The sequence below is a fragment of the Streptomyces sp. NPDC050625 genome, from assembly GCF_040654755.1.
Classification (GTDB): Bacteria; Actinomycetota; Actinomycetes; order Streptomycetales; family Streptomycetaceae; genus Streptomyces.
In genome coordinates, this window is the sequence record NZ_JBFAIQ010000003.1 from 570,318 (window position 1) to 594,781 (window position 24,464).

At 71.7% G+C, this 24,464-nt stretch carries 21 protein-coding genes and 1 tRNA gene; 3 read left to right on the top strand and 19 right to left on the bottom strand.

Going from position 1 to position 24,464, the window contains the following annotated elements; translation table 11 throughout:
* Positions 1-50: 50 nt before the first annotated feature.
* The 4 genes from AB0I54_RS10125 to AB0I54_RS10140 all read right to left on the bottom strand — a co-directional run bounded on the left by AB0I54_RS10125 (position 51) and on the right by AB0I54_RS10140 (position 4,142).
* Positions 51-1,844 (bottom strand): DEAD/DEAH box helicase, encoded by a 1,794-nt coding sequence (locus AB0I54_RS10125; RefSeq protein WP_363295443.1) that lies wholly within the window; start codon positions 1,842-1,844, stop codon positions 51-53.
* Positions 1,845-1,959: 115 nt separating this feature from the next.
* A complete protein-coding gene (locus tag AB0I54_RS10130) occupies positions 1,960-2,334 on the bottom strand; it encodes a type II toxin-antitoxin system death-on-curing family toxin (protein WP_363295444.1) in 375 nt (124 codons plus the stop codon).
* Entirely contained in the window at positions 2,331-2,537 is a 207-nt protein-coding gene (locus tag AB0I54_RS10135; RefSeq protein WP_363295445.1) for a hypothetical protein, read from the bottom strand. The genes AB0I54_RS10130 and AB0I54_RS10135 overlap by 4 nt, the downstream gene beginning before the upstream one ends.
* Before the next feature lie 147 nt (positions 2,538-2,684).
* On the bottom strand, positions 2,685-4,142 hold the full coding sequence (locus AB0I54_RS10140) for an MFS transporter (RefSeq protein ID WP_363295446.1): 1,458 nt from the start codon (positions 4,140-4,142) through the stop codon (positions 2,685-2,687).
* 173 nt (positions 4,143-4,315) lie between these two features.
* On the opposite strand from AB0I54_RS10140, the gene AB0I54_RS10145 reads away from it, so the two are divergent.
* Positions 4,316-4,387 (top strand) — tRNA-Cys (locus tag AB0I54_RS10145).
* A 110-nt stretch (positions 4,388-4,497) separates the two neighbouring features.
* Here the strand turns inward: AB0I54_RS10145 and AB0I54_RS10150 are convergent.
* The 8 genes from AB0I54_RS10150 to AB0I54_RS10185 all read right to left on the bottom strand — a co-directional run bounded on the left by AB0I54_RS10150 (position 4,498) and on the right by AB0I54_RS10185 (position 13,758).
* Entirely contained in the window at positions 4,498-5,658 is a 1,161-nt protein-coding gene (locus AB0I54_RS10150) for an SUKH-4 family immunity protein (RefSeq protein WP_363295447.1), read from the bottom strand.
* A 140-nt stretch (positions 5,659-5,798) separates the two neighbouring features.
* Positions 5,799-5,924, bottom strand: coding sequence for a hypothetical protein (locus tag AB0I54_RS10155; RefSeq protein WP_363295448.1), 126 nt, complete (start codon positions 5,922-5,924; stop codon positions 5,799-5,801).
* Positions 5,921-8,230: a molybdopterin cofactor-binding domain-containing protein gene (locus AB0I54_RS10160; protein ID WP_363295449.1), complete on the bottom strand. Its 2,310-nt coding sequence runs from the start codon at positions 8,228-8,230 to the stop codon at positions 5,921-5,923. The genes AB0I54_RS10155 and AB0I54_RS10160 overlap by 4 nt, the downstream gene beginning before the upstream one ends.
* A complete protein-coding gene (locus AB0I54_RS10165) occupies positions 8,227-9,936 on the bottom strand; it encodes a 2Fe-2S iron-sulfur cluster-binding protein (protein ID WP_363295450.1) in 1,710 nt (569 codons plus the stop codon). Before AB0I54_RS10165 ends, AB0I54_RS10160 begins: the two co-directional genes overlap by 4 nt.
* Complete coding sequence (locus tag AB0I54_RS10170; RefSeq protein ID WP_363295451.1) at positions 9,933-10,826, bottom strand: FAD binding domain-containing protein; 894 nt, start codon at positions 10,824-10,826, stop codon at positions 9,933-9,935. Before AB0I54_RS10170 ends, AB0I54_RS10165 begins: the two co-directional genes overlap by 4 nt.
* 222 nt (positions 10,827-11,048) lie before the next feature.
* The gene (locus AB0I54_RS10175; protein WP_363295452.1) at positions 11,049-12,716 is read right to left on the bottom strand and encodes a beta-N-acetylhexosaminidase; all 1,668 of its coding nucleotides are present in this window, start codon (positions 12,714-12,716) and stop codon (positions 11,049-11,051) included.
* Positions 12,717-12,874: 158 nt separating this feature from the next.
* Positions 12,875-13,156, bottom strand: a complete 282-nt coding sequence (locus AB0I54_RS10180; protein ID WP_103841003.1) for a DUF3039 domain-containing protein — start codon at positions 13,154-13,156, stop codon at positions 12,875-12,877.
* A gap of 29 nt (positions 13,157-13,185) precedes the next feature.
* Positions 13,186-13,758, bottom strand: a complete 573-nt coding sequence (locus AB0I54_RS10185) for a YqgE/AlgH family protein (RefSeq protein ID WP_363295453.1) — start codon at positions 13,756-13,758, stop codon at positions 13,186-13,188.
* A 251-nt stretch (positions 13,759-14,009) separates the two neighbouring features.
* On the opposite strand from AB0I54_RS10185, the gene murA reads away from it, so the two are divergent.
* Positions 14,010-15,350, top strand: a complete 1,341-nt coding sequence (gene murA, locus AB0I54_RS10190; RefSeq protein WP_363295454.1) for a UDP-N-acetylglucosamine 1-carboxyvinyltransferase — start codon at positions 14,010-14,012, stop codon at positions 15,348-15,350.
* 168 nt (positions 15,351-15,518) lie between these two features.
* Here the strand turns inward: murA and AB0I54_RS10195 are convergent, their stop codons facing one another.
* The 6 genes from AB0I54_RS10195 to AB0I54_RS10220 all read right to left on the bottom strand — a co-directional run bounded on the left by AB0I54_RS10195 (position 15,519) and on the right by AB0I54_RS10220 (position 22,600).
* Positions 15,519-15,800 (bottom strand): HU family DNA-binding protein, encoded by a 282-nt coding sequence (locus tag AB0I54_RS10195; protein WP_263209294.1) that lies wholly within the window; start codon positions 15,798-15,800, stop codon positions 15,519-15,521.
* Positions 15,801-16,076: 276 nt separating this feature from the next.
* Complete coding sequence (locus tag AB0I54_RS10200; protein WP_363295455.1) at positions 16,077-17,507, bottom strand: NAD-dependent malic enzyme; 1,431 nt, start codon at positions 17,505-17,507, stop codon at positions 16,077-16,079.
* A 343-nt stretch (positions 17,508-17,850) separates the two neighbouring features.
* The gene (locus AB0I54_RS10205) at positions 17,851-20,259 is read right to left on the bottom strand and encodes a UvrD-helicase domain-containing protein (RefSeq protein ID WP_363295456.1); all 2,409 of its coding nucleotides are present in this window, start codon (positions 20,257-20,259) and stop codon (positions 17,851-17,853) included.
* Between the two features lie 60 nt (positions 20,260-20,319).
* Positions 20,320-21,153, bottom strand: coding sequence for a zf-HC2 domain-containing protein (locus AB0I54_RS10210; RefSeq protein WP_363295457.1), 834 nt, complete (start codon positions 21,151-21,153; stop codon positions 20,320-20,322).
* The gene (locus AB0I54_RS10215; protein WP_010039908.1) at positions 21,153-21,674 is read right to left on the bottom strand and encodes a sigma-70 family RNA polymerase sigma factor; all 522 of its coding nucleotides are present in this window, start codon (positions 21,672-21,674) and stop codon (positions 21,153-21,155) included. Before AB0I54_RS10215 ends, AB0I54_RS10210 begins: the two co-directional genes overlap by 1 nt.
* Before the next feature lie 329 nt (positions 21,675-22,003).
* Positions 22,004-22,600 (bottom strand): CGNR zinc finger domain-containing protein, encoded by a 597-nt coding sequence (locus AB0I54_RS10220; RefSeq protein WP_363295458.1) that lies wholly within the window; start codon positions 22,598-22,600, stop codon positions 22,004-22,006.
* 157 nt (positions 22,601-22,757) lie between these two features.
* Here AB0I54_RS10220 and AB0I54_RS10225 point away from each other — a divergent pair, with 157 nt between their 5' ends.
* Complete coding sequence (locus AB0I54_RS10225; protein WP_363295459.1) at positions 22,758-23,249, top strand: anthrone oxygenase family protein; 492 nt, start codon at positions 22,758-22,760, stop codon at positions 23,247-23,249.
* Between the two features lie 54 nt (positions 23,250-23,303).
* Here AB0I54_RS10225 and AB0I54_RS10230 read toward each other — a convergent pair whose 3' ends face one another.
* Positions 23,304-24,455 carry a uroporphyrinogen-III synthase gene (locus tag AB0I54_RS10230; RefSeq protein ID WP_363295460.1) on the bottom strand — a complete coding sequence of 384 codons (1,152 nt, stop codon included), beginning with the start codon at positions 24,453-24,455 and terminating at the stop codon, positions 23,304-23,306.
* Positions 24,456-24,464: the final 9 nt, after the last annotated feature.

Below are 24,464 nucleotides of genomic sequence, written 5' to 3' on the forward strand. Positions count from 1 at the left end.
GTAGCGGCGGGCGGACGAGCGGGAAAGAAATCGGCGAACCCTGCCGAGCGTCACCGCATACGGGTGGCCCACTCCTGCACCTTGGCGATCCGCTGCCTCAGCTGCCCGGCCGTAGCCTCGGCGCTCGGCGGCCCCCCGCACACCCGGCGCAGCTCGGTGTGGATCACCCCGTGGGGCTTGCCGCTCTGGTGGACGTAGGCGCTCACCATCGTGTTGAGCTGCTTGCGCAGCTCCATCATCTCCTTGTGGCTGACCACCGGCCGCCGCTCGGCGGGCAGTTCGAGCAGGTCGGCGTCGGCGTCGGGCTTCTTGCGGCTGTGCGCGATCTGCCGGGCCTGCCGCTTCTGGAGCAGCAGCTGCACCTGGTCGGGTTCGAGGAGCCCCGGAATGCCCAGATAGTCCTGCTCCTCCTCGCTCCCCGGGTGGGCCTGCATACCGAACTCGGCGCCGTCGTAGAGCACCCGGTCGAAGACGGCATCGGATTCGAGGGCCTCGAAGGGGAGCATGTCCTGCTCGCCGGTGTCCTCGTCCTGCTCCTTGTTCGCCTCCTCCATCTCCATCTCGGACTCGGCGTACGGGTCCTCCTCGCCCTCCTTCTTCGGCTTGTCGAGGGCGTGGTCCCGCTCCACCTCCATCTCGTTGGCGAAGGTGAGCAGGTCGGGAATGGTCGGCAGGAAGACGGAGGCGGTCTCGCCGCGCCGCCGGGACCGTACGAAACGGCCGACGGCCTGCGCGAAGAACAGCGGCGTGGAGATGGTGGTGGCGTAGACCCCGACGGCGAGCCGGGGCACGTCGACGCCCTCGGACACCATGCGGACGGCGACCATCCAGCGGTCGTCGCTCTGGCTGAACTCGTCGATCCGTTTCGAGGCGCCGGTGTCGTCGGAGAGGACCAGCGTGGCCTTCGAGCCCGTGATCTCGCGGATCAGCTTGGCGTAGGCGCGGGCCGAGTCCTGGTCGGAGGCGATGACGAGGGCGCCCGCGTCCGGGATGCCCTTTCTGACCTCGGTCAGCCGCTGGTCGGCGGCGCGCAGCACGCTGGGCATCCACTCGCCGCGCGGGTCGAGGGCGGTGCGCCAGGCCTGGCTGACGGCGTCCTTGGTCATGGGCTCGCCGAGCCGGGCGGCGATCTCGTCACCGGCCTTGGTCCGCCAGCGCATGTTGCCGCTGTAGGAGAGGAAGATCACCGGCCGGACGACATGGTCGGCGAGCGCGTTGCCGTACCCGTAGGTGTAGTCGGCCGCCGACCGCCGGATCCCGTCCGTCCCCTCCTCGTACGTCACGAAGGGGATGGGGTTGGTGTCGGACCTGAAGGGCGTACCGGTGAGCGCGAGCCGTCGCGTGGCCGGCTCGAAGGCCTCCAGACAGGCCTCGCCCCAGGACTTGGAGTCACCGGCGTGGTGGATCTCGTCGAGGATCACGAGGGTCTTGCGCTGCTCGACGCGGTTGCGGTGCAGCATCGGGCGCACGCCGACCCCGGCGTAGGTGACCGCGACCCCGTCGTAGTCCTTGCCGAGCGGTCCGGCGCTGTACTCGGGGTCGAGCTTGATCCCGATCCGCGCGGCCGCCTCCGCCCACTGCTTCTTCAGGTGCTCGGTCGGCGCGACCACGGTCACCTGCTGCACGACGTGGTGGTGCAGCAGCCAGGAGGCGAGCGTGAGGGCGAAGGTCGTCTTGCCCGCGCCCGGGGTCGCGACCGCGAGGAAGTCACGCGGCTGCTCCTGGACGTACCTCTCCATCGCCCCCTGCTGCCAGGCACGCAGCTTGCTGGCGGTGCCCCAGGGAGCGCGGCCCGGGAAGGCCGGGGAGAGGTGGTGGGAGTGGGAAGCGGCGGTGGTAGTCACGGTCTCCGTGGGAGGTCGGGCGGGTCGGCTACGTATGACAACCGGGCCACCCTACCGGCGGCCCCGCGGTGTCAACGCCCGGACGAGGCCCGGTCCCCCGTGGGTGGGATCCACGTCACAGGGCACGCAACCGCCGCGCGATCACGACGACATCGCTCTCCTCACCGGAGGCCACGTCGACGACCAGCTCGTACGCCGTGTCCTGGTCCACGTCGTCGAGGTCGACCCCGTTGACGGCGAGGAAGGTGGCCGCGGCCAGCCAGGCGGTGCGCTTGTTGCCGTCGACGAGGGGGTGGTTGGTGGCGATGGCGTGGAGCAGGGCGGCGGCCTGTTCGTACCGGTCGCGGTAGGCCGCCGTACCGAACATCCGGGCGCGGGGCCGGTGTACGGCCGAGGCGAGCAGCCCCGGCTCCCGGGCCTCGGGCGCCCGTCCCCCGAAGGCGATCTCGGCGAGCGCGGTGACCTCGGCGACGGTGAGGTGGCGGGTCATTCGCCGAGCCTCCTCAACAACTCGGCGTGCGCCCCGGCCAGCCGCTCGGCGACGGCGCGCACGGCGTTCTCCTCGTCGTGGAGATGCCTGCGTACGGCGTCCAGGGCGACATCCTCCGGCGTGCGCCCCTGGGCGTCCGCGAGGTCGTCGATGGCCTGCCGGGTGGCGGGGCCGAGGGGGAGGGTCAGCTCGGGCCGGTGCATGCGGGGAGGGTAGGCCGGGAGGCCGGGGCCGGGCGATCGGTTTACGGGTGCTTCCGGGCGATCGGTTTAGGGGTGCTGCCGGGCGATCGGATTACGGCTGCTGCCGGGCCGCTCACCGCGTAGGGCCGTAGGGCCGTAGGGCCCACCTCACCGCTCCCGCAGCCGTGTGGTCACCCACGCCCCGATCAGGGCCACCCCGGCCATGGGCAGGAACACGGCGGCGAAGGCGGCCGGATGCGACCCGGAGCCGTCGCCCGCCGCCGTGGCCGTGGCGTGTGCCGCACTGCCGCCGCCCAGCGTCGCGAAGGCCGCGCCGGCCACCGCGAGGAGGACGACGTTGGAGAGGGCGTCGGAGATCTGCAGGGCGGCGGAGTTGGCGCCGGCCTCCTCGGGGGCGGAGAGCTGCAGCAGGAGCACCCCGGCGGAGGCGATCACCAGCCCCATGCCGAAGCAGCCGAAGGCCCAGGCGACGGCGAGGGTCCACACGGGCACGGTGTGGATCAGCACACTGGGCGCCGCGACGATCGCGGCCGCGACCAGCACCATCCCCACAGCCATCAGCCGCTCCCGGTACGGCTCCACCCGCGGCCGCGACTGCACCCACGACCCGAGCGCCCAGGTCACCCCGCCCGCCGCGAGCGAGAACCCGGCCAGCGTCGGCGACAGCCCCCGCTGGGTCACCAGCATCAGCGGCACGAACGACTCCGCTGCGATGAAGGACCCCGCGGCCACCCCGCGCAGCAGCACGACGGACGGCAGCCCGCGCGCGGCCCGGTAGGTACCGCGCGGCAGAAGCCCGAGCACGGCCGGCACGAGAAGGGCGGCGCCCGCGAGCGCGGGGAGCACGGAGAGCCACCGCAGATCCTGCGCGGCGTACTGGAGCAGCCCGGCGCCGAGCGAGATCCCGAGGGCGAGCCGGATGCGCCGCCGGTCGAACGAGGGACCGCCGGCTTCCGCCGCGCCCGCATCGACCGGCCCTGCGGCCCGCTGCCGTATCTGCGGTGTGGCGAGCGCCAGCGGGAACACGACGAGCACCGGTATCCCGATGAACACCCACCGCCACCCGAGATGCTCGGTCACGGCCCCCGCCGCGAGCGGCCCGACGATGGACGGTACGACCCACCCGGCGGCGAACGCGGCCAGGATCGCGGGGCGCAGCCGCTCCGGGTAGGCACGCCCCACGACGACGTACAGCGCGACGATCACCAGCCCGCCGCCGAGCCCCTGCACGGCCCGCCCCAGGATGAACAGCCACATCGCACCGGCGGTGCCGGCCACGACCAGCCCGGCGGCGAAGGCCGCGATGCCGGTGGTCAGTGGCCCCAGCGGGCCCCGCCGGTCCGACCACTGCCCCGAGAGCACCATCCCGAACAGACTGGTGGTGAAGTACCCGGAGAAGGCGAACGCGTACAGCGCCAGCCCGTCCAGTTCCCGCGCCGCGACGGGCATCGCCGTCCCCACGGCGGTCGCCTCGAAGGCGATCAGCAGGACGACGGACACGATCCCGATACTGAGCGCACGGTACGACCGCCCCAGCACACTCTCGTCGGCTCTGTCTACGGGTTCCTCGGCGACTTCGGCGTCGCGCGGCTCAAGGGCGGTCATGGTCGCCAGGGTAAGCCGCACAGCCCCGCTTTGCCCCTGTCGCGAGCCGCCCCCGACCTCGGACCTTGGTCCTAGACCCCCCGTTCATGAACGGCGTATGGCAATCCCATTGCACCCCCGGCACTTCCCTTGAGCCGCCCACCGACCCCGCCCTACGTTCATTCCACGCACACGGCCGTGTGCCCGAGTGGTTCAGGGACTCGCCTGCAAAGCGAGTTACGCGGGTTCGATTCCCGCCACGGCCTCTGATCTCCGTTTCGTGTGGCATGCCCACGGCCAGGGCGCCAGTTGTCGTACCAAGCGCTCGCGCGTACGAGGCGCGGACAGGCGGGGTGGGACTGCGGGCGGCCGACGGTCAGAGGACGCCGCCCGCCTCGTCCTGGAACAGTTCCGTCCAGTAGTGCCAGTCGGCGTCGGACGCCGTGACCGTCGGGTCGACCACCGACAGCACCTGGATCATCGTCGCGGCCAGCTGGTCGTAGGCGTCGGTGGTCAGTTCGCCGCCCAGGTCCGCGTCGATCGCCCGCTCGCGGTGCAGCAGCCAGAGGGTGAAGGCGAGGGTGGAGACGTCCGTGTTGAGCGGGTGGAGGGTCGCCTCGGGCTCGCTGAAGTTCAGCACCGCGCCCGTCGTGCCGTCCACCACCAGGCTGTTGTCCTCGACCAGATAGCCGAGGCGTATCAAGTGGTCCGAGTGGGCGGGGAGTTCGTCGAGCGGGTACTCGTCGGCGCGCTCGTCCGTGTAGTACTCCGTCAGCGTCGGCAGCGGCACGTCCGTGTCGAGGTGGAAGAGGACCGCGGCCTCGGGCAGGCCCGTCTCGCGCAGGAAGCGGCGGGTCGGCTCGTGGGTGAGCGTGGCGGGGAAGTCGACCTCCTCGAAGCGGGCCACGCGGCCGTGGCCGAACTCCTGGTCCAGCAGACGCGCGGGGACGTCCAGGGTGAGGCCGGAGTCCTTGCCGGGGCCCGCCGCGAGCGCCAGGGGGCGGATCAGCGCGGCCGCCTTCCAGTACGGCGGTACGTCGCCGTCGGTGTCCTCCTCGAAGAGGGCGAGGAGCCGGCGGGACGCCTCGGTCGCCGTCTTGGTGCCGTAGTGGCCCGCGAAGGAGGCGAACCGGCCGCGCAGACCGGCCAGTTCCTCGGTGACCGCGGCGAACCGCAGCAGCGTCGTCAGCGAGGGCGCGAGCGGGCGGCTGTCCGACGGGTCGACGAGGTACGTGGTGGTGATCTCGCCGGTGCCGCCGTCGAGCAGGATCGACTCCGTCTCCATGCCCACCGGGCCGAGCAGTTCCCCTATCACCAGCCGGTCCCGCAGTTCCTCCGCCAGACGGGCCGGGCCGTCCGTGGCGTCGGCGAGCGTGCGCAGACCGGCCGTGCGCAGCGGCGCGAACGTCAACAGGTCCCCGTCGTACGGCAGTCCGGGACCGGTCAGCAGGCCGCGCGTCGGGACGTGCGTGACGTAAGGACCGAGCTCGTGCTCGGTCAAGGTGATCGCCGCGACACCGGCGTCGGTCGTGCTCATCGCTCCCCCGCGATTTTTGTAGTACAGCGTCGTACGGCGGTGTGTCCGCCCGACAGCCCCCACTGCCCAGAACACTACGCCGCACCACTGACAACGGCCCGCGGATAAAGGACGTAGGACGCCGCCGGCCCGTTCCACCCTCAGGTGAAGTACACGCCGCCCAGCACGACGAGCAGCGCCGCGAACACGAACAGCAGGATCCAGATCAGCAACTTGCCGACGCTGGGCGGCGGTTCGTAGCGCGGCTCGTTCTCGGGCTCGCTCACTGTCCCGTCACCACCGCGGCCTGCGGGCGGATCGGGAGGCGGTTCACGGGGCGGCCGGTCGCGGCCCGTACGGCGGAGGCGATCGCCGCCGGTGAGGTCACCACCGGCACCGCGCTGACGGCCTTCGCCCCGAAGGGGGCGACCACATCGCGCTCCTCGACCAGCTTGACGATCCGGATGTCCGGCACGTCCAGGGCGGTGGACAGGGCGTATCCGGTGAGGTCGGGATGGCGGATCAGGCCGCGCGGGGTGCGCAGGTTCTCGGTGAGGGCGATGCCGACGCCCTGGGTGACGCCCGCCTCGATACGGGCGGCGAGCTGCGCCGGATTGAGGATCCGGCCCACGTCCTGGGCGACGGCCAGCTCCACGACCCGTACCGAGCCGAGTTCGATGTCGACGTCCACCACCGCGCGGATCGCGCAGAAGGCGAGGCCGACGAAGGCGTCGCCCTGGCCCTCGGCGTTCAGCGGCTCGGTGGGGTGCGGGCGGCACTGTGCGGTTGCCCACAGTTCCTTGCCGTCCAACGCCTCGGTGACGGTGGTCGACAGCACGCCGTCGTACGAGGTGATCTTGCCGTCGGTGATCTGCAGCAGCTCGGTGGACATGCCGAACTTGTGCGCCAGGGGCTGGAGCAGCTGGGTGCGGACCATCTTGGCCGCCCGTTCCACCGCACCGCCCGAGACCCAGGTGTGCCGGCCCCGGCAGCCCGCGCCGGCCGGGGGCTGGTCGGTGTCGACGGGCGCGACGTGCACCTCGTCGATGCCCAGGGTCTCCTGGACGATCTGGCGGGCCAGCGTGGTGAAGCCCTGGCCCGTCTCCACCGCCGCGCACAGCACGGTCGCGACGCCGTCGTGGACCTTGACCGTCGCCGTGGAGACCTCGTCGGCGCCCTCCGCGCCGAGCATGTGCACCATGCCCAGGCCGTAGCCGACGCCCCGGCGCACCGCGCCCGGCTCGCCCGCGCCCTCGGGGCCGCCGGGCAGCAGCCACTCGTCCTCGGGGGTGTCCTTGGGCAGCGGCGGAAGGGGGAAGTCCCGTACCGCCTGGAGGAGTTCGGCCACGGGGGCCGGGCAGGTCACCGTCTGGCCGATCGGGAGTACGTCCCCGGTGGCGAGCGCGTTGCGCAGGCGCAGCTCCGCCGGGTCCAGGCCGAGCTTCTTGGCGAGCTTGTCCATCTGCGCCTCGTAGGCGGCGCACACCTGCATGGCGCCCTCGCCGCGCACATGGCCGGAGGGCGGGTTGTTGGTGCGGACGGCCCAGCCCTCGATGAAGGCGTTCGGGACGACGTAGGGGCCGCAGGCGAAGGAGACCGCGGCGGCCAGGGCCTCCGAGGAGGTGTCGGCGTACGCGCCCGCGTCGAGCAGGATCTGCGCCTCGACCTTGACCAGATTGCCCTCGGCGTCGGCGTGGTGGCGGTAGCGCAGGAGGGTGGGGTGCCGGTGGACGTGGCCGAGGAAGGATTCCTCCCGGGTCGCCGTCAGCTTCACCGGGCAGCCGGTCTTCAGCGCCAGCAGACCGAGCGGGAGCTGGAAGCCCTGGTCCTCGCGGTCGGCGGTGGCGCCGGGGACACCGGTGACGACGATCTTCACTCGGTCGGGGGTCAGGCCGTAGACCGCGGCGGCGGTGTTGCGGTCGGTGTGCGGGTCGGTGGAGGCCAGATAGAGCTCGACGCCGCCGTCCGGGCGGGGCACGGCGAGGCCGGCCTCGGCGCCGATGGGGGCGGGGTCCTGGCGGCCGATGCGGTACAGGCCCTCGACGACGATCTCACCGGCCGCGTCGGGGTCGCCGTGGCGCAGCGGGATGTGCCGGATCAGATTGCCGTCGGGGTGCAGCGGCTCGGCCTCGAAGGCCTGCTCCGGGTCGGTCACCGGATCGAGTACTTCGTACTCGACGATGACGGCCGCCGCGGCCATCCGCGCGGTGTCGGGGTGGTCGGCGGCGACGGCCGCGATGGGCTCGCCGTGGTGGCGTACGACCTCGGAGGCGAACACCGGGCGGTCGGGCGTGCCCCGGCCGTACCGGGGGGTGCCGGGCACGTCCTCGTGGGTGACGACGGCCCGTACGCCGGGCATCTCGCGCGCGTGGGTGGTGTCGATGGACAGGATGCGCGCGTGCGGGTGCGGGGAGCGCAGTACGGCCGCCCACAGCAGGCCCTCGGCCCACAGGTCGGCCGCGTACGGGAAGGTGCCCTCGGTCTTGGCGTGGGCGTCGGCCGGGAGCAGGGAGGCACCGAGGCCGTGCGGCAACGGCTCGGGGGCGGGGGCGGCCTCCGCGGCGCCGGCCGCGGTGGCGGCTTCGTTGCTCACGCCTGGCCTCCGTCCTGTCCGTAGGACTGGTCGTGCCCGTAGGACTGGTCGTGCGGGACCGGCGGTCCGGACGCCTCGAACGCCGACGGGTTGACCCCGCCGGCACCCGGGCCCGCCTGGTGCGGAATACGTGCCTCGTCCGCGTCCGTCTCGGCCTCCGCCGTGGCGTGCGCCTCCCGTTCGGCGACGACGTCCTGGACGGCGTCCAGGACGCCCCGGTAGCCGGAGCAGCGGCACAGGTTGCCGCACAGCGCCTGGCGCGCCTCCAGCTCGGTCGGCGCCGGGTTGCCCTCGAGGAGGTCGTGCACGGTCATGGCCATGCCGGGCACGCAGAAACCGCACTGCACCGCACCGCACTTGGCGAGCGCGCGCTGTACGTCGGAGGGCTGACCGTCGACGGCGAGCCCTTCGACCGTACGGACCTCGCTGCCGGCCGCGGTGACCGCGGGCACCAGACAGGAGGCGACGAGCCGGCCGTCCACCTGAACGTTGCACGCCCCGCACTCGCCCTGCGAGCAGCCGTCCTTGGCGCCCGCGAGGCCGAGCCGCTCCCGCAGGACGTACAGCAGGGACTCGCCGATCCAGGCGTCGGTGACCGGGCGGTCGACGCCGTTGACGCGGAGGACGAAGGAGGCGAGGGGGTGGTCGTCGTGCGCGGGCGCCCGGTTCTGCGGGGCCGCGTCGTCGTCGCCTGTGGCGGCCGTTTCCCGGGCTTCCGGGGCCGGTTCGGCATCGGCGGTGGCGTCGTGGTCCGCGGGGCTGCCGGTGGGCCCTTCAGGGGCCTCCACGGCCCCGTGGGCGTCCTCGGCCCCGATCCCCTCGGCCGGTTCGGCGTCCTCGGCCGGCTCCGACGTCCCGTCCGCCTCGTGCGCGGCGTACGCGGACGCGGGCCGGGACGCGTGGTCGGCGTCGGGTTCCTCGCCGCGTGCCGCCGGGCTGTCGGCGTCACGTCCGGCCCGGGTCCCGGTGCCGTGGTCGGTCGGCGGCTCGGGGTATCCGGCGCCGGGCGCGCCGTCTTCCGGGACGGACCGGCCCGGGGCGCCCGGGTAGCCGCCGACGGGCGCGCGGTCCGGGTGCTCCACGACGGCGTGTCCGGTGCCCGCCCGGGTCTCGCCCGCCTGCGGGTCCGCCGCCTGCTGCCCCCAGGCCTGCCCGGCGCCCTCCGTCGCCCACGGCGCGGGCGCGCCGCCAGGGAGGGTGGCCGGCGGGGTGCCGCCCCACTGCTCGACCAGGGAGGACGTGGTGAACTCGCCCGATTCGTCCGGAAGGTCGCCACCGGCGACGGGGATGGACCACTGGCCGGTCACGTCATGGCCGGCACCGGGACCGGACGCGGCAGGCGCGGCGGGGTCGTCGAAGGTCCACTGCTGCGTGGACATGGGGTTGTACGTGAACCGGTCGTCCGCGCCCGCCTCGTGGGGCACGGCGTTCGGGTCGGGCCACTGCGCGCCGTCGGCCGGCATGGACCAGGTGCCCGTCGCCCCCGGGTCGGTCACGGCGTCCGGGCCGGGGGCCACCGCTATCTGCGGCGGTACGTAGCCGTGACCGGGCGCGGCGAGCGGAGTGTCGCCGGCCAGGAGGGCTTCGATGCCCCCTTCGGGGAGTTTCACGAAGGCGGTGGCGCCGTCGTCGTAGTCGCCCTGGGGCAGCGGGTCCCAGCGGCTACGGCCCCGGGACGCGCCCTCTCCGTGCTGGTCGTCGGTCACGACAGCGCCCTCCCCAGTGCTCGTCGGGCCAGTGCGGCGACGGTGCGCCGCAGGTGCAGTACGGCGGGCGGAAGCGGTGGTACGGAGCCGTCCTCCTCCGGGGCCGGGTCGGGGATGCAGGCCGCGGCGACGTACTCCCCGAAGGCGTTCAGCGCGTCGGGGACGATCGCGCGGTCGTTGTCCCAGTCGATGAGCCGGGAGACCCACTGCTCGGCGTCCAGGGGCCGGAGCGGCATCGGCGCTATGGCCCCGACGGCGCAGCGCACCCCGCGCCGGGCGGGGTCGAGGACCAGGGCCACGGAGGCCGTCGCACGGCCCGGTCCGGTCCGTCCGGTCGCCTTCAGGAAGACCTGCGGAGCGTGCAGCAGCGGCACGCGCACGTAGCCGATCAGCTCACCGGCGCGCAGCATCTCCATGCCCGCCAGCAGGTGCGACACCGGGATCTCCCGCCGGGACCCGCCCGGACCCGCGACGATCAGCGCCGCCTCCAGGGCGGCGAGGACCGGGAGCGCGTCCCCGGTGGGCGCGGCGGAGGCGATGTTGCCGCCCAGGGTGCCCGCGTTGCGGATGTGCGGCGGGCCCGCGGCGCGCGCGGCGGCGGCGAGCGCGGGGATCAGGGCGGCGAAGTCGGGGCGGCCCATGCGCGCGTGTGTGAGGCCGGCGCCGAGCAGCGCGTGGCCGTCCTGGTACTGCCAGCCGCGGATCTCGCTGATCCGGCCGAGGCCCACCAGGGCTGCGGGCCTGAGCTGTCCGGAGTTCACGGCCGCCATGAGGTCGGTGCCGCCCGCCACGGGAACGGCCGCGGGCATGGCGGAGAGCGCCGCCACGGCCTCGTCCAGAGTCGCGGGCAGCGTGACGGCCTGCGCCGCCTGCGGTGCGTGCGTGGTCAAACCGGCTGCCCCTTCCCGCTGCCCCCTGGTCCCACCTGTGTGGCCGTACGGTACGTGCTCACAGGGCGGACGTGGCAACTCTGGCACATCATCGCAACACTCGAGCGCGGGGGTCCGCTAGGAGCCGTTCGCCCACTTCATCGGGTAGATGGTCCGTTTTCATACCTCATCGCCACCGAGGGCCGATTGACACTCTTCGGTGACGCTTGAGGCCTTTTTCCATCACTTGTTCGGAGGCGGCCCGTCGACGGGGCGGCCGGGCACACCGGGGCGCCGCTGCCAGGGCCGGGGCCCGGCGGGCGGGCGGTAGGCGACACCGAGGGCGTCAAGTCGCGGGTAGTGGGCGGCCATCCGGTGTTCGAAGGCGGCGAAGTCCCGTTCCCCGGGGGCGGGCAGACGACTCCAGGCCACCTCGGCGAAGGCGGCGAGGCGGGGAAACGTCTGGTAGTCCACGCGTGCGTGATCCTCCATCACCTCGGTCCACACATTGGCCTGGGCCCCCAGGATCCGGCCTCTGTGCTGTTCGTCCAGTTCCGGCGGAACCGGCTCGAACCGGTAGACGTCCTCCAGGGTGCGCACGTACCCGATCGGTACGGGCTCGTCCGCGCCGGCCGCCTGCCGGTGGTCCAGATAGACCTGCTGCTCGGGGCACATCACCACGTCGTGCCCGGCCCGCGCGGCGGCGACCCCGCCCTCGTAGCCGCGCCAGGACGACACGGCCGCGCCGTCCGGAAGCCCGCCCTCCAGGATCTCGTCCCAGCCGATGAGCCTGCGCCCGCGCGCGGAAAGCCACTTGGCGAAGTGGCCGATGAACCAGGACTGCAGTTCGTCCTCGTCGGCGAGACCGAGTTCCTCGATGCGGGACTGTGCCGTGGGCGACTGCTTCCACTGGTCCTTCAGGCATTCGTCACCGCCGATGTGAAAGAACGCCGAGAACTCGGCGGCATCCGCGGGGAAGAGGCCGAGGAGTTCCTCGAAGACCCCCTCGTAGAAGCGCAGGGTGTTGTCAGTGGGGGCGAGTACGTTCGGAGAGATCCCCCAGTTGTCCCAGACGGAGAGGGCGGTGGTGCCGATGACATCGGTGTTGCCGAGTTCCGGATACGCGGCGATGGCCGCCTGCGAGTGGCCCGGTACGTCGATTTCGGGGACGACGGTGATATGCCGCTCGGCGGCGTAGGCGACGATCTCCCGGATGTCGTCCTGGGTGTAGTGACCCCCGTGCGGCTTCTCCTCCCAGAGCGGCGAGGCACGGTGTCCGAATTTCGTACGAGCCCGCCAGGAGCCGGTCTCGGTCAGCTTCGGGTACCGCTCGATCTCGACGCGCCAGCCCTGGTCGTCCGTCAGATGGAAGTGGAAGACGTTCAGTTTGTGCGCGGCCATCAGGTCGAGGTACCGCAGGACGCCTTCCTTGGGCATGAAGTGCCGGGCGACGTCGAGCATCAGTCCACGCCAGCGGAATCGGGGCGAGTCCTGGACATGGGTCAGCGGCAGCCGCCAGGGGCCGGAAATCGGGGCCCGCCGGAATGCGCCGGGGCCGAGCAGTTGACGCAGCGTCTGGGCGCCCCAGAAAAGCCCGGCGGGACCGCCGCCGGCCAGATGCACGCCGGTCGGCATGACGGCGAGCCGATAGCCCTCGGCGCCGAGATCCTCGGTGACCAGCGGATCGATGGACAGCCGAATGACATCGTCCCCACTCGACTCCTTCGACGCGAGCGGCAGCCCTGTGGCCGCCCCCAACGTCGCCCGCAGCCAGCGTTCCGTCCGCTCCGCACCCTCTCCGGCCGCCAGTCCGGTTCCGGGGCCCAACGCGAACCAGTCGGCGCCGTGGGAAGTCACATGACGGGGCTCGGGAATCAGATCCACCACGCCAGTAAACACGTTCGAGGCCATTCACGAGCCCCGCACTCGTGAACCGTCGCCCCCGCCCGGCCGAGCCCTTCGCCCGCGTACGGCATCGGCCGCGGCCCCCCGGAGGGGCACCGCGGCCACGCTTCGGACCCGTGGCGCGCTAGGCGCGCCGACGCATCGTGCCGGACCGGGTCGGCACGCTACTTGTCGCCGCCCTTGCCTTCGTCGCCGCCGCTGCCCATGGAGTCGTAGATCTCCTTGCACATGGGACACACGGGGTACTTCTTCGGGTCGCGGCCCGGCACCCACACCTTGCCGCACAGCGCCACGACGGGCGTGCCGTCGAGGGCGCTCGCCATGATCTTGTCCTTCTGGACGTAGTGGGCGAAGCGCTCGTGGTCGCCGTCGCCGTGGGACACCTGCGGCGTCGGCTCTACGAGGGTTCCCGTACCAGTCCCGCGCTCGGGCTCGAGAGTGCTCATATCGCCAAGAGTACTGAAGCTCGCACGTATCAGTTGAGCGACGGGTCGTCCGGATACGTCGCCACCATCGCCAGCTCGTTCCGCTGGCGGCGCAGCACCTCGCGCCACAGTCGCTCCGGGGCCGGGGACGAGACGTCGCCCGGTTCCGATTCCACGACGTACCAGGCGCCCTCCACCAGCTCGTCCTCCAGCTGTCCCGGCCCCCAGCCGGCGTACCCGGCGAAGATCCGCAGCGACCCGAGAGCCGAGGCGAGCAGCTCCGGCGGGGCCTCCAGGTCCACCAGCCCGATCGCACCGTGCACCCGGCGCCAGCCGAGCGGGGCCCGGTCGCCCGCGGCGCCGCCGGGGATGACCGCGACGCCGAGCGCGGAGTCCAGCGACACCGGACCGCCCTGGAAGACGACACCGGGCTCATCGGCCAGCTCCGCCCAGCCCTCCAGGATGTCGCTCACGTCCACCGGGGTCGGACGATTGAGGACGACACCGAGGGAGCCCTCCTCGTCGTGGTCGAGAAGGAGCACCACCGCACGGTCGAAGTTCGGGTCCGCCAGGGCGGGCGTGGCCACGAGCAGCCGCCCTGTGAGCGAGGACACCTCGGTCATGCCAGACATGATCCCGCATCTTCCCTTCGTGTGGGGAGCCAATGCGGGTACGGGAGTGAATGCAGCTCAGGGCGCACCGGTGCGCCCCACGCGCACGCCCGCACCGGTGACCCCATGTGCCCGGGAGTGAACGGTTCGTGTTGTGACAGAGCTGTGGCGATGCTGGGTGGTACTTGGGCTTACGGCAGGGGGGCGGTGGGCGATTACCCTGTCTCTCCGGCCCCTGCCCAACTCCACGGAACGCGAGATCCATGACCGTCAACGACGATGTCCTGCTTGTCCACGGCGGAACCCCGCTGGAGGGTGAGATCCGTGTCCGCGGTGCGAAGAACCTCGTGCCGAAGGCGATGGTCGCCGCCCTGCTGGGCAGTGCGCCGAGTCGACTGCGTAACGTACCGGACATCCGTGACGTTCGTGTCGTACGCGGCCTGCTGCAGTTGCACGGGGTGACGGTCCGTCCGGGTGACGAGCCCGGTGAGCTGGTGCTCGATCCGACGCACGTGGAGAGCGCAAACGTCGCTGACATCGATGCCCACGCGGGTTCCTCGCGCATCCCGATCCTCTTCTGCGGCCCCCTGCTGCACCGCCTCGGCCACGCGTTCATCCCGGGCCTCGGCGGCTGCGACATCGGCGGCCGGCCCATCGACTTCCACTTCGACGTGCTGCGACAGTTCGGCGCGACGATCGAGAAGCGTGCCGACGGCCAGTACCTGGAGGCACCGAACCGGCTGCGCGGTACGAAGATCCGGCTGCCGTACCCGTCCGTCGGCGCGACCGAGCAGGTGCTGCTGACGGCCGTACTCGCCGAGGGCGTCACGGAGTTGTCCAACGCGGCCGTCGAGCCGGAGATCGAGGACCTGATCTGCGTTCTGCAGAAGATGGGCGCGATCATCGCGATGGACACCGACCGGACGATCCGCATCACCGGTGTGGACAAACTCGGCGGCTACACCCACCGTGCCCTCGCGGACCGTCTGGAGGCCGCGTCCTGGGCGTCGGCGGCGCTGGCGACCGAGGGCAACATCTACGTCCGCGGCGCGCAGCAGCGCTCGATGATGACGTTCCTCAACACCTACCGGAAGGTGGGCGGTGCCTTCGAGATCGACGACGAGGGCATCCGCTTCTGGCACCCCGGCGGCCAGCTGAAGTCCATCGCGCTGGAGACGGACGTGCACCCGGGCTTCCAGACCGACTGGCAGCAGCCGCTCGTCGTGGCCCTCACGCAGGCCACCGGCCTGTCGATCATCCACGAGACGGTCTACGAGTCGCGGCTGGGCTTCACCTCCGCCCTGAACCAGATGGGCGCCCACATCCAGCTCTACCGCGAGTGCCTGGGCAGCTCCGACTGCCGCTTCGGAGCGCGCAACTTCCTGCACTCCGCGGTCGTGTCGGGCCCCACCAAGCTCCAGGGCGCCGACCTGGTCATCCCGGACCTCCGGGGCGGCTTCTCGTACCTCATCGCCGCGCTGGCGGCCCAGGGCACGTCCCGGGTCCACGGCATCGACCTCATCAACCGCGGCTACGAGAACTTCATGGAGAAGCTCGTGGAACTGGGCGCGAAGGTGGAACTGCCGGGCAAGGCACTCGGCTAGTTCCGGTACGACGCAAGTTCCGGTACGACGCCGGTTCCGGTACGACGATGGGGCGGCCCCTGATGAAAGGGGGCCGCCCCGTTTGTCGTTGTCCGCACCCGCGGCGGACGCGCCCCCGAAGGGGCGCGGGATGGCCGGCGGTCACCCACCGCGCTCTGAGCGGAGCGCTTACTTGCCCTTGGCCGCTTCCTTGAGCTTCGAGCCCGCGGAGACCTTCACGCTGTAGCCGGCCGGGATGTTGATGGGCTCACCGGTCTGCGGGTTGCGCGCGGTGCGAGCGGCACGGTGGGTGCGCTCGAAGGTCAGGAAGCCGGGGATGGTGACCTTCTCATCGCCCTTGGAGACGACGTCGCCGACGACCTCGGCGAACGCGGCCAGAACGGCGTCGGCGTCCTTGCGGGTCACCTCGGCGCGGTCGGCCAGCGCGGCCACCAGCTCACTGCGGTTCATGTTGTTACTCCCGTGTTCTTCTTGCCGTTGGGGTGTGCCAGGCGGCGGTGCCGCACCCTGGCACAGCGAAGCCGATGCGCTCGCGCCCGTGGACGCATCCTGCCCCTACCTGCGGCGGGAAAGCCAATCCGGCACCCGCAGGAGTCGTGAGAACACCCTAGGGAGTCACACGAAAAGCGCCTGTCGGCCGTCACCCTAGAGGGCGCCCGGCGGTAGGGGGTTCCGCGACGCGCCGCTGTGAGGGGCCGCCGTGGCGATCCTCACAGCACTTGCACACTACGGCACGGTGGGCTGCGCCGCCGCCCCGGCCGCCTTGGCCGCGTCCCGCACCGCACCCGCCACCGCGCCCGCGACCTTGTCGTTGAAGACGCTCGGGATGATGTAGTTCGGGTTCAGCTCGTCCTCGGTCACCACGTCCGCGAGGGCCTTCGCGGCCGCGAGCATCATGTCCGTGTTGACGGTGCGGGACTGCGCGTCCAGCAGGCCGCGGAAGACACCCGGGAAGACCAGCACGTTGTTGATCTGGTTCGGGAAGTCGGAGCGGCCGGTGGCCACAACTGCGGCCGTCTGGCGGGCGATTGCCGGGTCGACCTCGGGGTCCGGGTTCGCGAGCGCGAACACGATGGCGCCCTCGGCCATGGCGGCCACGTCGTCGCCGTCGAGGACGTTCGGGGCGGAGACGCCGATGAAGACGTCGGCGCCGCGCACGGCCTCCTTGAGCGTGCCGGTCAGGCCCTCGTGGTTGGTGTTGTCGGCGATCCAGCGCAGCGGCGAGTCCGCGGCGGCGTCCACCAGGTCCTCGCGGCCGGCGTGCACGACACCGTGGATGTCGGCGACGACGGCGCTCTTGACGCCCGCCGCGAGCAGCAGCTTGAGGATGGCCGTACCGGCCGCGCCGGCGCCGGACATCACGACGCGGATGTTCTCAATTGCCTTGCCCGCGACGCGAAGTGCGTTCGTCAGGGCGGCGAGGACGACGATCGCCGTGCCGTGCTGGTCGTCGTGGAAGACGGGGATGTCGAGGGCCTCGCGCAGCCGGGCCTCGATCTCGAAGCAGCGCGGCGCGGAGATGTCCTCCAGGTTGATGCCGGCGAAGCCCGGGGCGATCGCCTTGACGATCTCGACGATCGCGTCGGTGTCCTGGGTGTCCAGGCACAGCGGCCAGGCGTCGATGCCGGCGAAGCGCTTGAAGAGGGCCGCCTTGCCCTCCATGACGGGCAGTGCGGCCTTCGGGCCGATGTTGCCGAGGCCCAGCACCGCGGAGCCGTCCGTCACGACCGCAACGGAGTTGCGCTTGATGGTGAGGCGGCGGGCGTCCTCGGGGTTCTCGGCGATCGCCATGCAGACGCGGGCCACACCCGGCGTGTAGACCATGGAGAGGTCGTCACGGTTGCGGATGGGGTGCTTGGACTGCATCTCGATCTTGCCGCCGAGGTGCATCAGGAACGTACGGTCGGAGACCTTGCCGAGCGTGACGCCCTCGATGCCGCGCAGCTCCTCGACGATCTCGTCGGCGTGCGCGGTGGAGGAGGCCGCGATGGTGACGTCGATACGGAGCTTCTCGTGGCCGGACGCGGTGACGTCGAGGCCGGTCACCGAGCCTCCGGAGGACTCCACGGCGGTGGTGAGCTGCGAGACGGCGGTTCCGCTCGCGGGCACCTCCAACCGGATGGTCATCGAGTAGGAGACGCTGGGCGCCGTTGCCATGGCCGACTTCCTCTTTCACCGTGTCGCGAAGATGTGCCGTCCGATCGTCGCACCTACCGTCGAGTAGGCGTTAGCCGGTCCTGAATTGCGAACGTATTGTTCGCGGGGCCCGCCGAAATGGCGCGGGGCACTGCCAAAAAAGGAGACCCACGTCACGGATGACGTGGGTCTCCTCACCGTTCATGACACCGACCCGCCATGCTCGCCTCGCGGCAAGTGGTCGCTCGTAGCGACAAAGGTTGGGCCCGGGGGCTTGGATCGAGCCGGTGCCACAGCCAGGCTAACAAACCGATCGCGTGGAACCATTCCCGTACGGAGAGTTCACAGGATTCACCCCGGTGATTCAGTCCCTGAGCAGATCGGGCACCCCGTCCGCGTCCGGCTCGTCCCGTTGGTCCGAGATCACCGTCAGCTGCTGCGTGGCCCGGGTCAGGGCGACGTACAGCACCCGCAGGCCCGCCGGCGACTCGTCGGCGATCTCCGCAGGTGAGACGACCACCGTGGCGTCGTACTCCAGGCCCTTGGCCTCCAGGCTGCCGAGCGCCACCACCCGGTCGCCGAGCCCGGCGAGCCAGCGCGCGGCCTCCTCGCGCCGGTTCATGGCGACGACCACGCCGACCGTGCCGTCGACCTGGTCGAGGAGCCGTTCGGCCGCCGCCCGCACGGTCTTCTCCAGCGAGCCCCGGACGACCGTGAAGCGCGGTTCGACCCCGGTGGAGCGTACGGCCGACGGGGACTTCGAGCCGGGCATGGCCAGGGCGAGCACCTTGGCGGCGAGCTCGGCGATCTCCGCCGGGTTGCGGTAGTTCACCGTGAGCTCGAAGCGGCGGCGGGGGCGGGTCCCCAGGGCCTCGTCGCGGGCCTCGGCCGCCTCGTCGGGGTCGGACCAGGAGGACTGGGCCGGGTCGCCGACGACCGTCCAGGTGGCGTGCCGGCCGCGGCGGCCCACCATGCGCCACTGCATGGGCGTGAGGTCCTGGGCCTCGTCCACGATGACGTGCGCGTACTCGGTGCGCTCCTGCGCCAGCCGCTCGGCCCGCTCCCGCTGCGACTCCTCGCGTACGGGCATCAGCTCCTCCAGGCCGGTGAGCTGGTCGAGCGGGTCCAGCTCGCGTCTCTTCCTCGGGCGGGCCGGGGAGCCGAGGACGGCCTGGAGCTCGTCGAGCATGGCGATGTCGTGCACGGAGTGGCCGTCGCGCCGCAGCGACCGGGCGACCCTGCGCACCTCGCCGGGGTTGAGGATGCGGCGGGCCCAGCGGCCGAGCCGGCGCTCGTCCGCCATGGCCGAAAGGACGGCCTTGGGGGTGAGCTCGGGCCACCAGGCGTCGAGGAACCGGATGAAGCTGTCCTCGGAGGTGACGTCCTCGTCGAAGGACGAGCGCAGCTCGGCCGCCAGCTCCGGGTCCGAGTGCCGGCCGGCCCCGCCGGACTGCGCCCACAGGGCGTCCAGGAGCAGCTTGCGGGCGCGCGGGCGGAGCAGATTGACGGGCGCGGTGCCGCCCAGGGCGTTGCGCCGGATACGTTCCAGCTCGTCCGCCGCCAGCTCCAGCCGGCGCCCGAAGGCGACGACCCGCAGCCGGGTGGGCGGCCCGGCGGGAGCGCTTTCTGCCGCGCCGGCGCCCTCGTCACCGAAGGCGAGCTGCCCGGAGCCGGCGGGACGCGGACGTGCGGCACCGGATCCGGCACCGTCCGGCCCCAGCTCCAGCGCGCCCCGGGCCGCCTTCCGCAGCACCTTCAGCATGCGGTACGACCCCTTGGCCCGGGCCACGGACGGGGAGTCGTACAAGGTGGCCCCGACGCCGTCGACCAGCGAGCCGATCGCCCGGATGGCGACCTGGCCCTCCTCGCCGAGGGAGGGCAGCACGCCCTCGGTGTACGCCACGAGCAGCGGGGTCGGCGAGACGATCAGGATGCCGCCCGAGTACCGGCGCCGGTCCTGGTAGAGGAGGTAGGCGGCCCGGTGCAGCGCCACGGCGGTCTTTCCGGTCCCGGGTCCGCCCTCGACGTAGGTCACGGAGGCGGCGGGGGCGCGGATGACCAGGTCCTGCTCGGCCTGGATGGAGGCGACGATGTCCCGCATGGTGTGGCTGCGGGCCTGGCCGAGCGCGGCCATCAGGGCGCCGTCGCCGATGGCGGGCAGTTCGTCGCCGTCGAGGAACGCCTTGAGCTCGGGGCGCATCAGGTCGTCCTCGACCCCGAGCACCCGGCGCCCCTTGGAGCGGATGACCCGGCGTCGTACGACCCGTCCCGGGTCGACCGGGGTGGAGCGGTAGAAGGGGGCGGCGGCGGGCGCCCGCCAGTCGATGACCAGCGGGGCGTAGTCCTGGTCGAGGACACCGATGCGGCCGATGTGCAGCGTCTCGGCGATGTCGGCGGTGTTGTCGGCGCGCACGGCGCCCTCGGCCGGCTCGACCGCGGTGTAGGCGCCGTCGGGCCCCTTCTTGCCGTCCTTGCCGAGCAGCAGGTCGATGCGTCCGAAGAGGAAGTCCTCGAACTCGTTGTTGAGCCGGTTGAGGTGGACGCCCGCCCTGAACACCTGGGCGTCCCGCTCGGCGAGCGCGCCGGGCGTACCGACCTGGCCGCGCTTGGCCGCGTCGTTCATCAGGAACTCGGCCTCGTGGATCTTCTCCTCGAGGCGCCGGTACACCCGGTCGAGGTGTTCCTGTTCGACGCTGATCTCTCGGTCCCGTACGGAGTCGTGTACCTCGTCGCGAACCGAGCCGACCGCAGATTGTTGAGCCTGAGCGGCCACCGGGCCCCCTTCTGACGTGCTGGGCAGCCGTCAACCGTACGCGAAGGGGGCCCGCGGAAGCTACGCAGCTACGTTCACGAGCTTCTTGCCGTCGAAGGTCATGACCTCGAAGTGGTCGATCTGGTTCGGAGTGAAGGCCGCGCCGCCGTGGACGTAGAGGGGGTTCTTGGCCTCCTCCGACTTGGCGTTCGCGATGCCGTAGCCCCAGTTCGGGACGGACCAGGACGTCACCGTCTCGCGTTCGCCGTTCTTGCCCACGGCGATGAGCGAGCACTTCTGCGGGCCGGTGACGTTCTTGAGCTGGAGGACCGCGTGGGTGCCCCAGTTCTTCTTCTCGACGGCGACGGTCGCGGTGACATGGGTCGCCGGGTCCGTGGCCGTCTTCTTGTCGGTCATGGTCTGGAAGGCCGCCTGGGCGGGTCCCATCGCCATGTTGTCGTTGCCGCCGTTGTCCGAGCCGCCGCCGGCCGCCAGCACGGCCAGCGGGCCGCCGACGATCAGCGCCGCGGATGCCGCGAGCATGAACATGGTCCGGCGGCGCTTGACCGCACGGCGCTCCGAGACCTCGACGACCAGCTTCTCCGCCAGCCGTGGGGTGGGCCTGGCGGACAGCGACTCGCCGATCGCGGGTGTGCTGCCGGAGCCCGGCAGGTCCGCGAGCGCGGCCAGCATCGGCTCCATCCCGGCGAGCTCGTCGAGCTGCTGGGCGCACCATTCGCAACCCGCGAGGTGGGCCTCGAAAGCGGTTGCTTCGGCGTCGTCCAGGATCCCGAGGGCGTAGGCGCCTACCGTCTCGTGCTCATTGGGCACCGCAGATCCCTGATTGGGGCTCATGGGTCCAGACATACCCGGACCACCCGTGCTGAATCCGCCGTGTCCCCCGTATCCACTCATCACGCCGTCACCCCCCGCTCCTCCAGTGCCAGCTTCATCGACCGAAGGGCGTAGAACACCCGAGAACGGACAGTGCCGCTGGGAATACCCAGCGTCTCGGCCGCCTCGTTGACGGTACGCCCCTTGAAGTACGTCTCGACGAGCACCTCCCGGTGGGCCGGGGTCAGGTCGTCGAGCGCGTCAGACAGCGTCATCAGCCACAGCGCCTTGTCGATCTCGTCCTCCGCGGGGATGACCTCCAGCGGCGACGGATCGACCTCCTGCGGCCGGGCCTGCCGGCTGCGGTGGCCGTCGATGACGATGCGACGTGCGACCGTCACCAGCCAGGGGCGTACCGATCCGGTCGCTCGATTGAGCTGACCGGCGTTCTTCCAGGCACGGATGAGCGTCTCTTGCACGACGTCCTCTGCTCGCTGCCGATCACCGGCGACCAGCCGAAGGACATACGCAAGGAGTGGTCCGGCGTGCTCTCGATACAGAGCACGCATCAGCTCCTCATCAGGTTCCGAGGGCTGGGACATGCGATGTCGGGCCCTCGATCCACGTTCATTGGCCACGACGGAATCCTTGCGCACGCCCACCTCCGATGTCCGGGGGTTCCCCCAGTCGGTCGCTCGCCCACACGTACGCAGGTGAGCCGTGACGTGTTCAAAGTGACGTGACACTTTTCTCAGGGGTGCCATGACGAGAGGGACATGGCCGCACATTCTCACCGCGTGATCTTTACATTTCCGACACATTGCCTGCGGCGCGCCGATTGCCCGTGCAGCACCGAAGACAAACGCGGTGTTGCCGAAATCACTTCGGCGCCGAAGCGGTCACCGACGAACACAAGCCGCCAAGCGGACACTTAGGCTCGCGCCAGGGCCGCCCTCCGGCGGTGCCGGGCCACCCGTTCACGGTTCCCGCAGACCTCACTGGAGCACCAGCGCCGCCGGCGCCCCCGGGACGTATCCAGGTACACGATGGGGCAGTTGTCCCCTTCGCACTCCCGCACGGCCGCCCACGCGACGGGATCGGTGAGCAGCTCCACGGCGTCCCGGGCGACGGCCCCGAGCAGCGCCGCGCACCCGGGCGGCCCGTCCAACTCCCGCACGAGCGTGCCGTCCTCGCCGCGCACGGCACGCGGAGCCGGGGGCGCGATGCGGGCGATCTCGTTGAGACGGCCGAGCGCCGGCCCGTACGACCGTCCGTCGGCCGCCGCGAGCTCGCCCCGCACCAACAGCTCGACGTGCCCCCGCAGTTCACGGAAGCCCACCAGCCAGCCGCTGTCGGCGTGCGCCAGCGCGGTGCCCGCCGGAACGAGTCCGCAGCCGACGATCCAGGCACACAACGGCCCGACCGAGTCCAGCCGTTCACCGGGATGGCTCGTCGCAAGGAGATCCAGGCAGATCCGCCCGGCGTCGAAGCGCAGCTCGTAGGGGGCCGTGGCCGTACCCAGTGCCATGCGCCTGTCACCGCCTAGGGCAGGGAACCATTCCCTCTCTCACAGTGCCTGCCCGCTCGCGCGTCCGGAACCCCTCGTACCGGCGCTGGACGCACGCGTATGCGGCCGCGCGTCTCGGCCATGTCCCGTCGGTGATCACGCGGGTTGACTGAAGGACATGACAGAGAGCATCAGCATGAGACGGCGGACGACCGCCGGTGCCGTCCTGGGCGCGGCCACGGTCACCATGGGTCTGATCGCCGGGGTCTTCTACGTCTTCGCGTGCGCGGTCATGCCCGCCCTGCACCGCAGCGGCGACCGCGTCTATGTCGAGGTCATGCGGAACATCAACGACGTGATCCAGAACCCCGTGTTCTTCCTGAGCTTCATGGGGGCGCTGGTACTGACGGGTGTGTCGGCGTGGCAGCTCCGGCACGCGTCCTCCGCCCGGTGGGTGTGGGCGGGGCTGGCCGCGTACGCCCTGACGTTCCTCGTCACGATCGCCTTCAACATCCCGTTGAACGACGCGCTCGCCACGTCCGGGGACGTGTCGGACCTGCGGGACCGGTTCGAGAGCGCGTGGGTGGCGTGGAACGCCGTACGGGCCCTGCTGTCGACGGTGGCGCTGGGGTGCCTGGCGAGGGCGCTCGTGCTGTACGGCCGTGACTGACGCTTACTCACACTTGCTGCCAACGCCTGCTCACGCATCTACTCACGCATCTACTCATGCATCGGCATATTTCGCATCCGCCGCCGGATCCAGCGCCAGCCGGTACCCCCGCTTGACCACGGTCTGGATCAGCTTCGGCGCCCCAAGTGCCGTACGCAACCGAGCCATCGCCGTCTCCACCGCATGCTCGTCCCGCCCGGCCCCCGGCAGCGCCCGCAGCAACTCGGCCCGCGCGACGACCCACCCCGGCCGCCGCGACAGCGCCCGCAGCAGCGACATCCCGGCCGGCGGCACCGGCTTCAGGGCCCCGTCCACCAGCACCGCATGCCCCCGGATCTCCACCCGGTGCCCGGCGATCGGCAACGACCGCGCCCGGCCGGGCAGTTCCTGGCACAGAAGCTGTACGAGGGGCCCGAGCCGGAACCGCTCCGGCTGGACCGTGTCGATGCCCCGCGCCTGCAGCGGCAGGGCGGTGACCGGTCCCACGCAGGCCGGCAGCACATCGTGGCTGAGGGCCGCGAGCAGCTCACCGACCAGCCCCCGCTCCTCGGCCCGGGACAGCAGGGACGCGGCGGCCGGGGCGCTGGTGAAGGTGATCGCGTCCAGCCCGCGCGAGACCGCCGCGTCGATCAGCCGGTCCACCGGCCCGATGTCCTCCGGCGGCATCCACCGGTACACCGGCACCGGAAGCACCTCCGCTCCCCCGACCCGCAGCGCCTCCACGAACCCCGGCAGCGGCTCGCCGTGCAGCTGTACTGCGATACGGCGCCCGTCGACCCCCTCCTCCAGCAGCCGGTCCAGCACCTCGGCCATGGACTCGCTCGACGGCGACCACTCCTCGGTGAGCCCGGCGGCCCGGATGGCGCCCTTGACCTTGGGCCCGCGGGCCAGCAGCTCCACCCCGCACAGCCGCCCGAGCAGCGCCTCGCCGAGCCCCCACCCCTCCGCGGCCTCGATCCACCCGCGGAACCCGATGGCGGTGGTGGCGACGACCACGTCCGGCACTTGGTCGATGATCTCCTTGGTCGCCGCGAGGAGTTCACCGTCGTCGGCGAGCGGCACGATGCGCAGGGCAGGCGCGTGCAGCACGGCGGCACCGCGCCGCTGGAGCAGCGCGCCCAGCTCGTCGGCCCGGCGCGCGGCGGTCACGCCCACGGTGAACCCCGCGAGGGGCCCGTGTTCTGGTCGCTGCTGTTCGTCGTACATGGCTCTCGT

Coding starts and splice junctions, on each gene's coding strand:
- AB0I54_RS10195 (WP_263209294.1), bottom strand. CDS start 15,800: ATGAACCGCAGTGAGCTGGTGGCCGCGCTGGCCGACCGCGCCGAGGTG.
- murA (WP_363295454.1), top strand. CDS start 14,010: ATGACCGTCAACGACGATGTCCTGCTTGTCCACGGCGGAACCCCGCTG.
- AB0I54_RS10220 (WP_363295458.1), bottom strand. CDS start 22,600: ATGGCACTGGGTACGGCCACGGCCCCCTACGAGCTGCGCTTCGACGCC.
- AB0I54_RS10185 (WP_363295453.1), bottom strand. CDS start 13,758: ATGACCGAGGTGTCCTCGCTCACAGGGCGGCTGCTCGTGGCCACGCCC.
- AB0I54_RS10175 (WP_363295452.1), bottom strand. CDS start 12,716: ATGGCCTCGAACGTGTTTACTGGCGTGGTGGATCTGATTCCCGAGCCC.
- AB0I54_RS10180 (WP_103841003.1), bottom strand. CDS start 13,156: ATGAGCACTCTCGAGCCCGAGCGCGGGACTGGTACGGGAACCCTCGTA.
- AB0I54_RS10135 (WP_363295445.1), bottom strand. CDS start 2,537: ATGCACCGGCCCGAGCTGACCCTCCCCCTCGGCCCCGCCACCCGGCAG.
- AB0I54_RS10200 (WP_363295455.1), bottom strand. CDS start 17,507: ATGGCAACGGCGCCCAGCGTCTCCTACTCGATGACCATCCGGTTGGAG.
- AB0I54_RS10150 (WP_363295447.1), bottom strand. CDS start 5,658: ATGAGCACGACCGACGCCGGTGTCGCGGCGATCACCTTGACCGAGCAC.
- AB0I54_RS10210 (WP_363295457.1), bottom strand. CDS start 21,153: ATGAGTGGATACGGGGGACACGGCGGATTCAGCACGGGTGGTCCGGGT.
- AB0I54_RS10140 (WP_363295446.1), bottom strand. CDS start 4,142: ATGACCGCCCTTGAGCCGCGCGACGCCGAAGTCGCCGAGGAACCCGTA.
- AB0I54_RS10215 (WP_010039908.1), bottom strand. CDS start 21,674: ATGTCCCAGCCCTCGGAACCTGATGAGGAGCTGATGCGTGCTCTGTAT.
- AB0I54_RS10130 (WP_363295444.1), bottom strand. CDS start 2,334: ATGACCCGCCACCTCACCGTCGCCGAGGTCACCGCGCTCGCCGAGATC.
- AB0I54_RS10230 (WP_363295460.1), bottom strand. CDS start 24,455: ATGTACGACGAACAGCAGCGACCAGAACACGGGCCCCTCGCGGGGTTC.
- AB0I54_RS10225 (WP_363295459.1), top strand. CDS start 22,758: ATGACAGAGAGCATCAGCATGAGACGGCGGACGACCGCCGGTGCCGTC.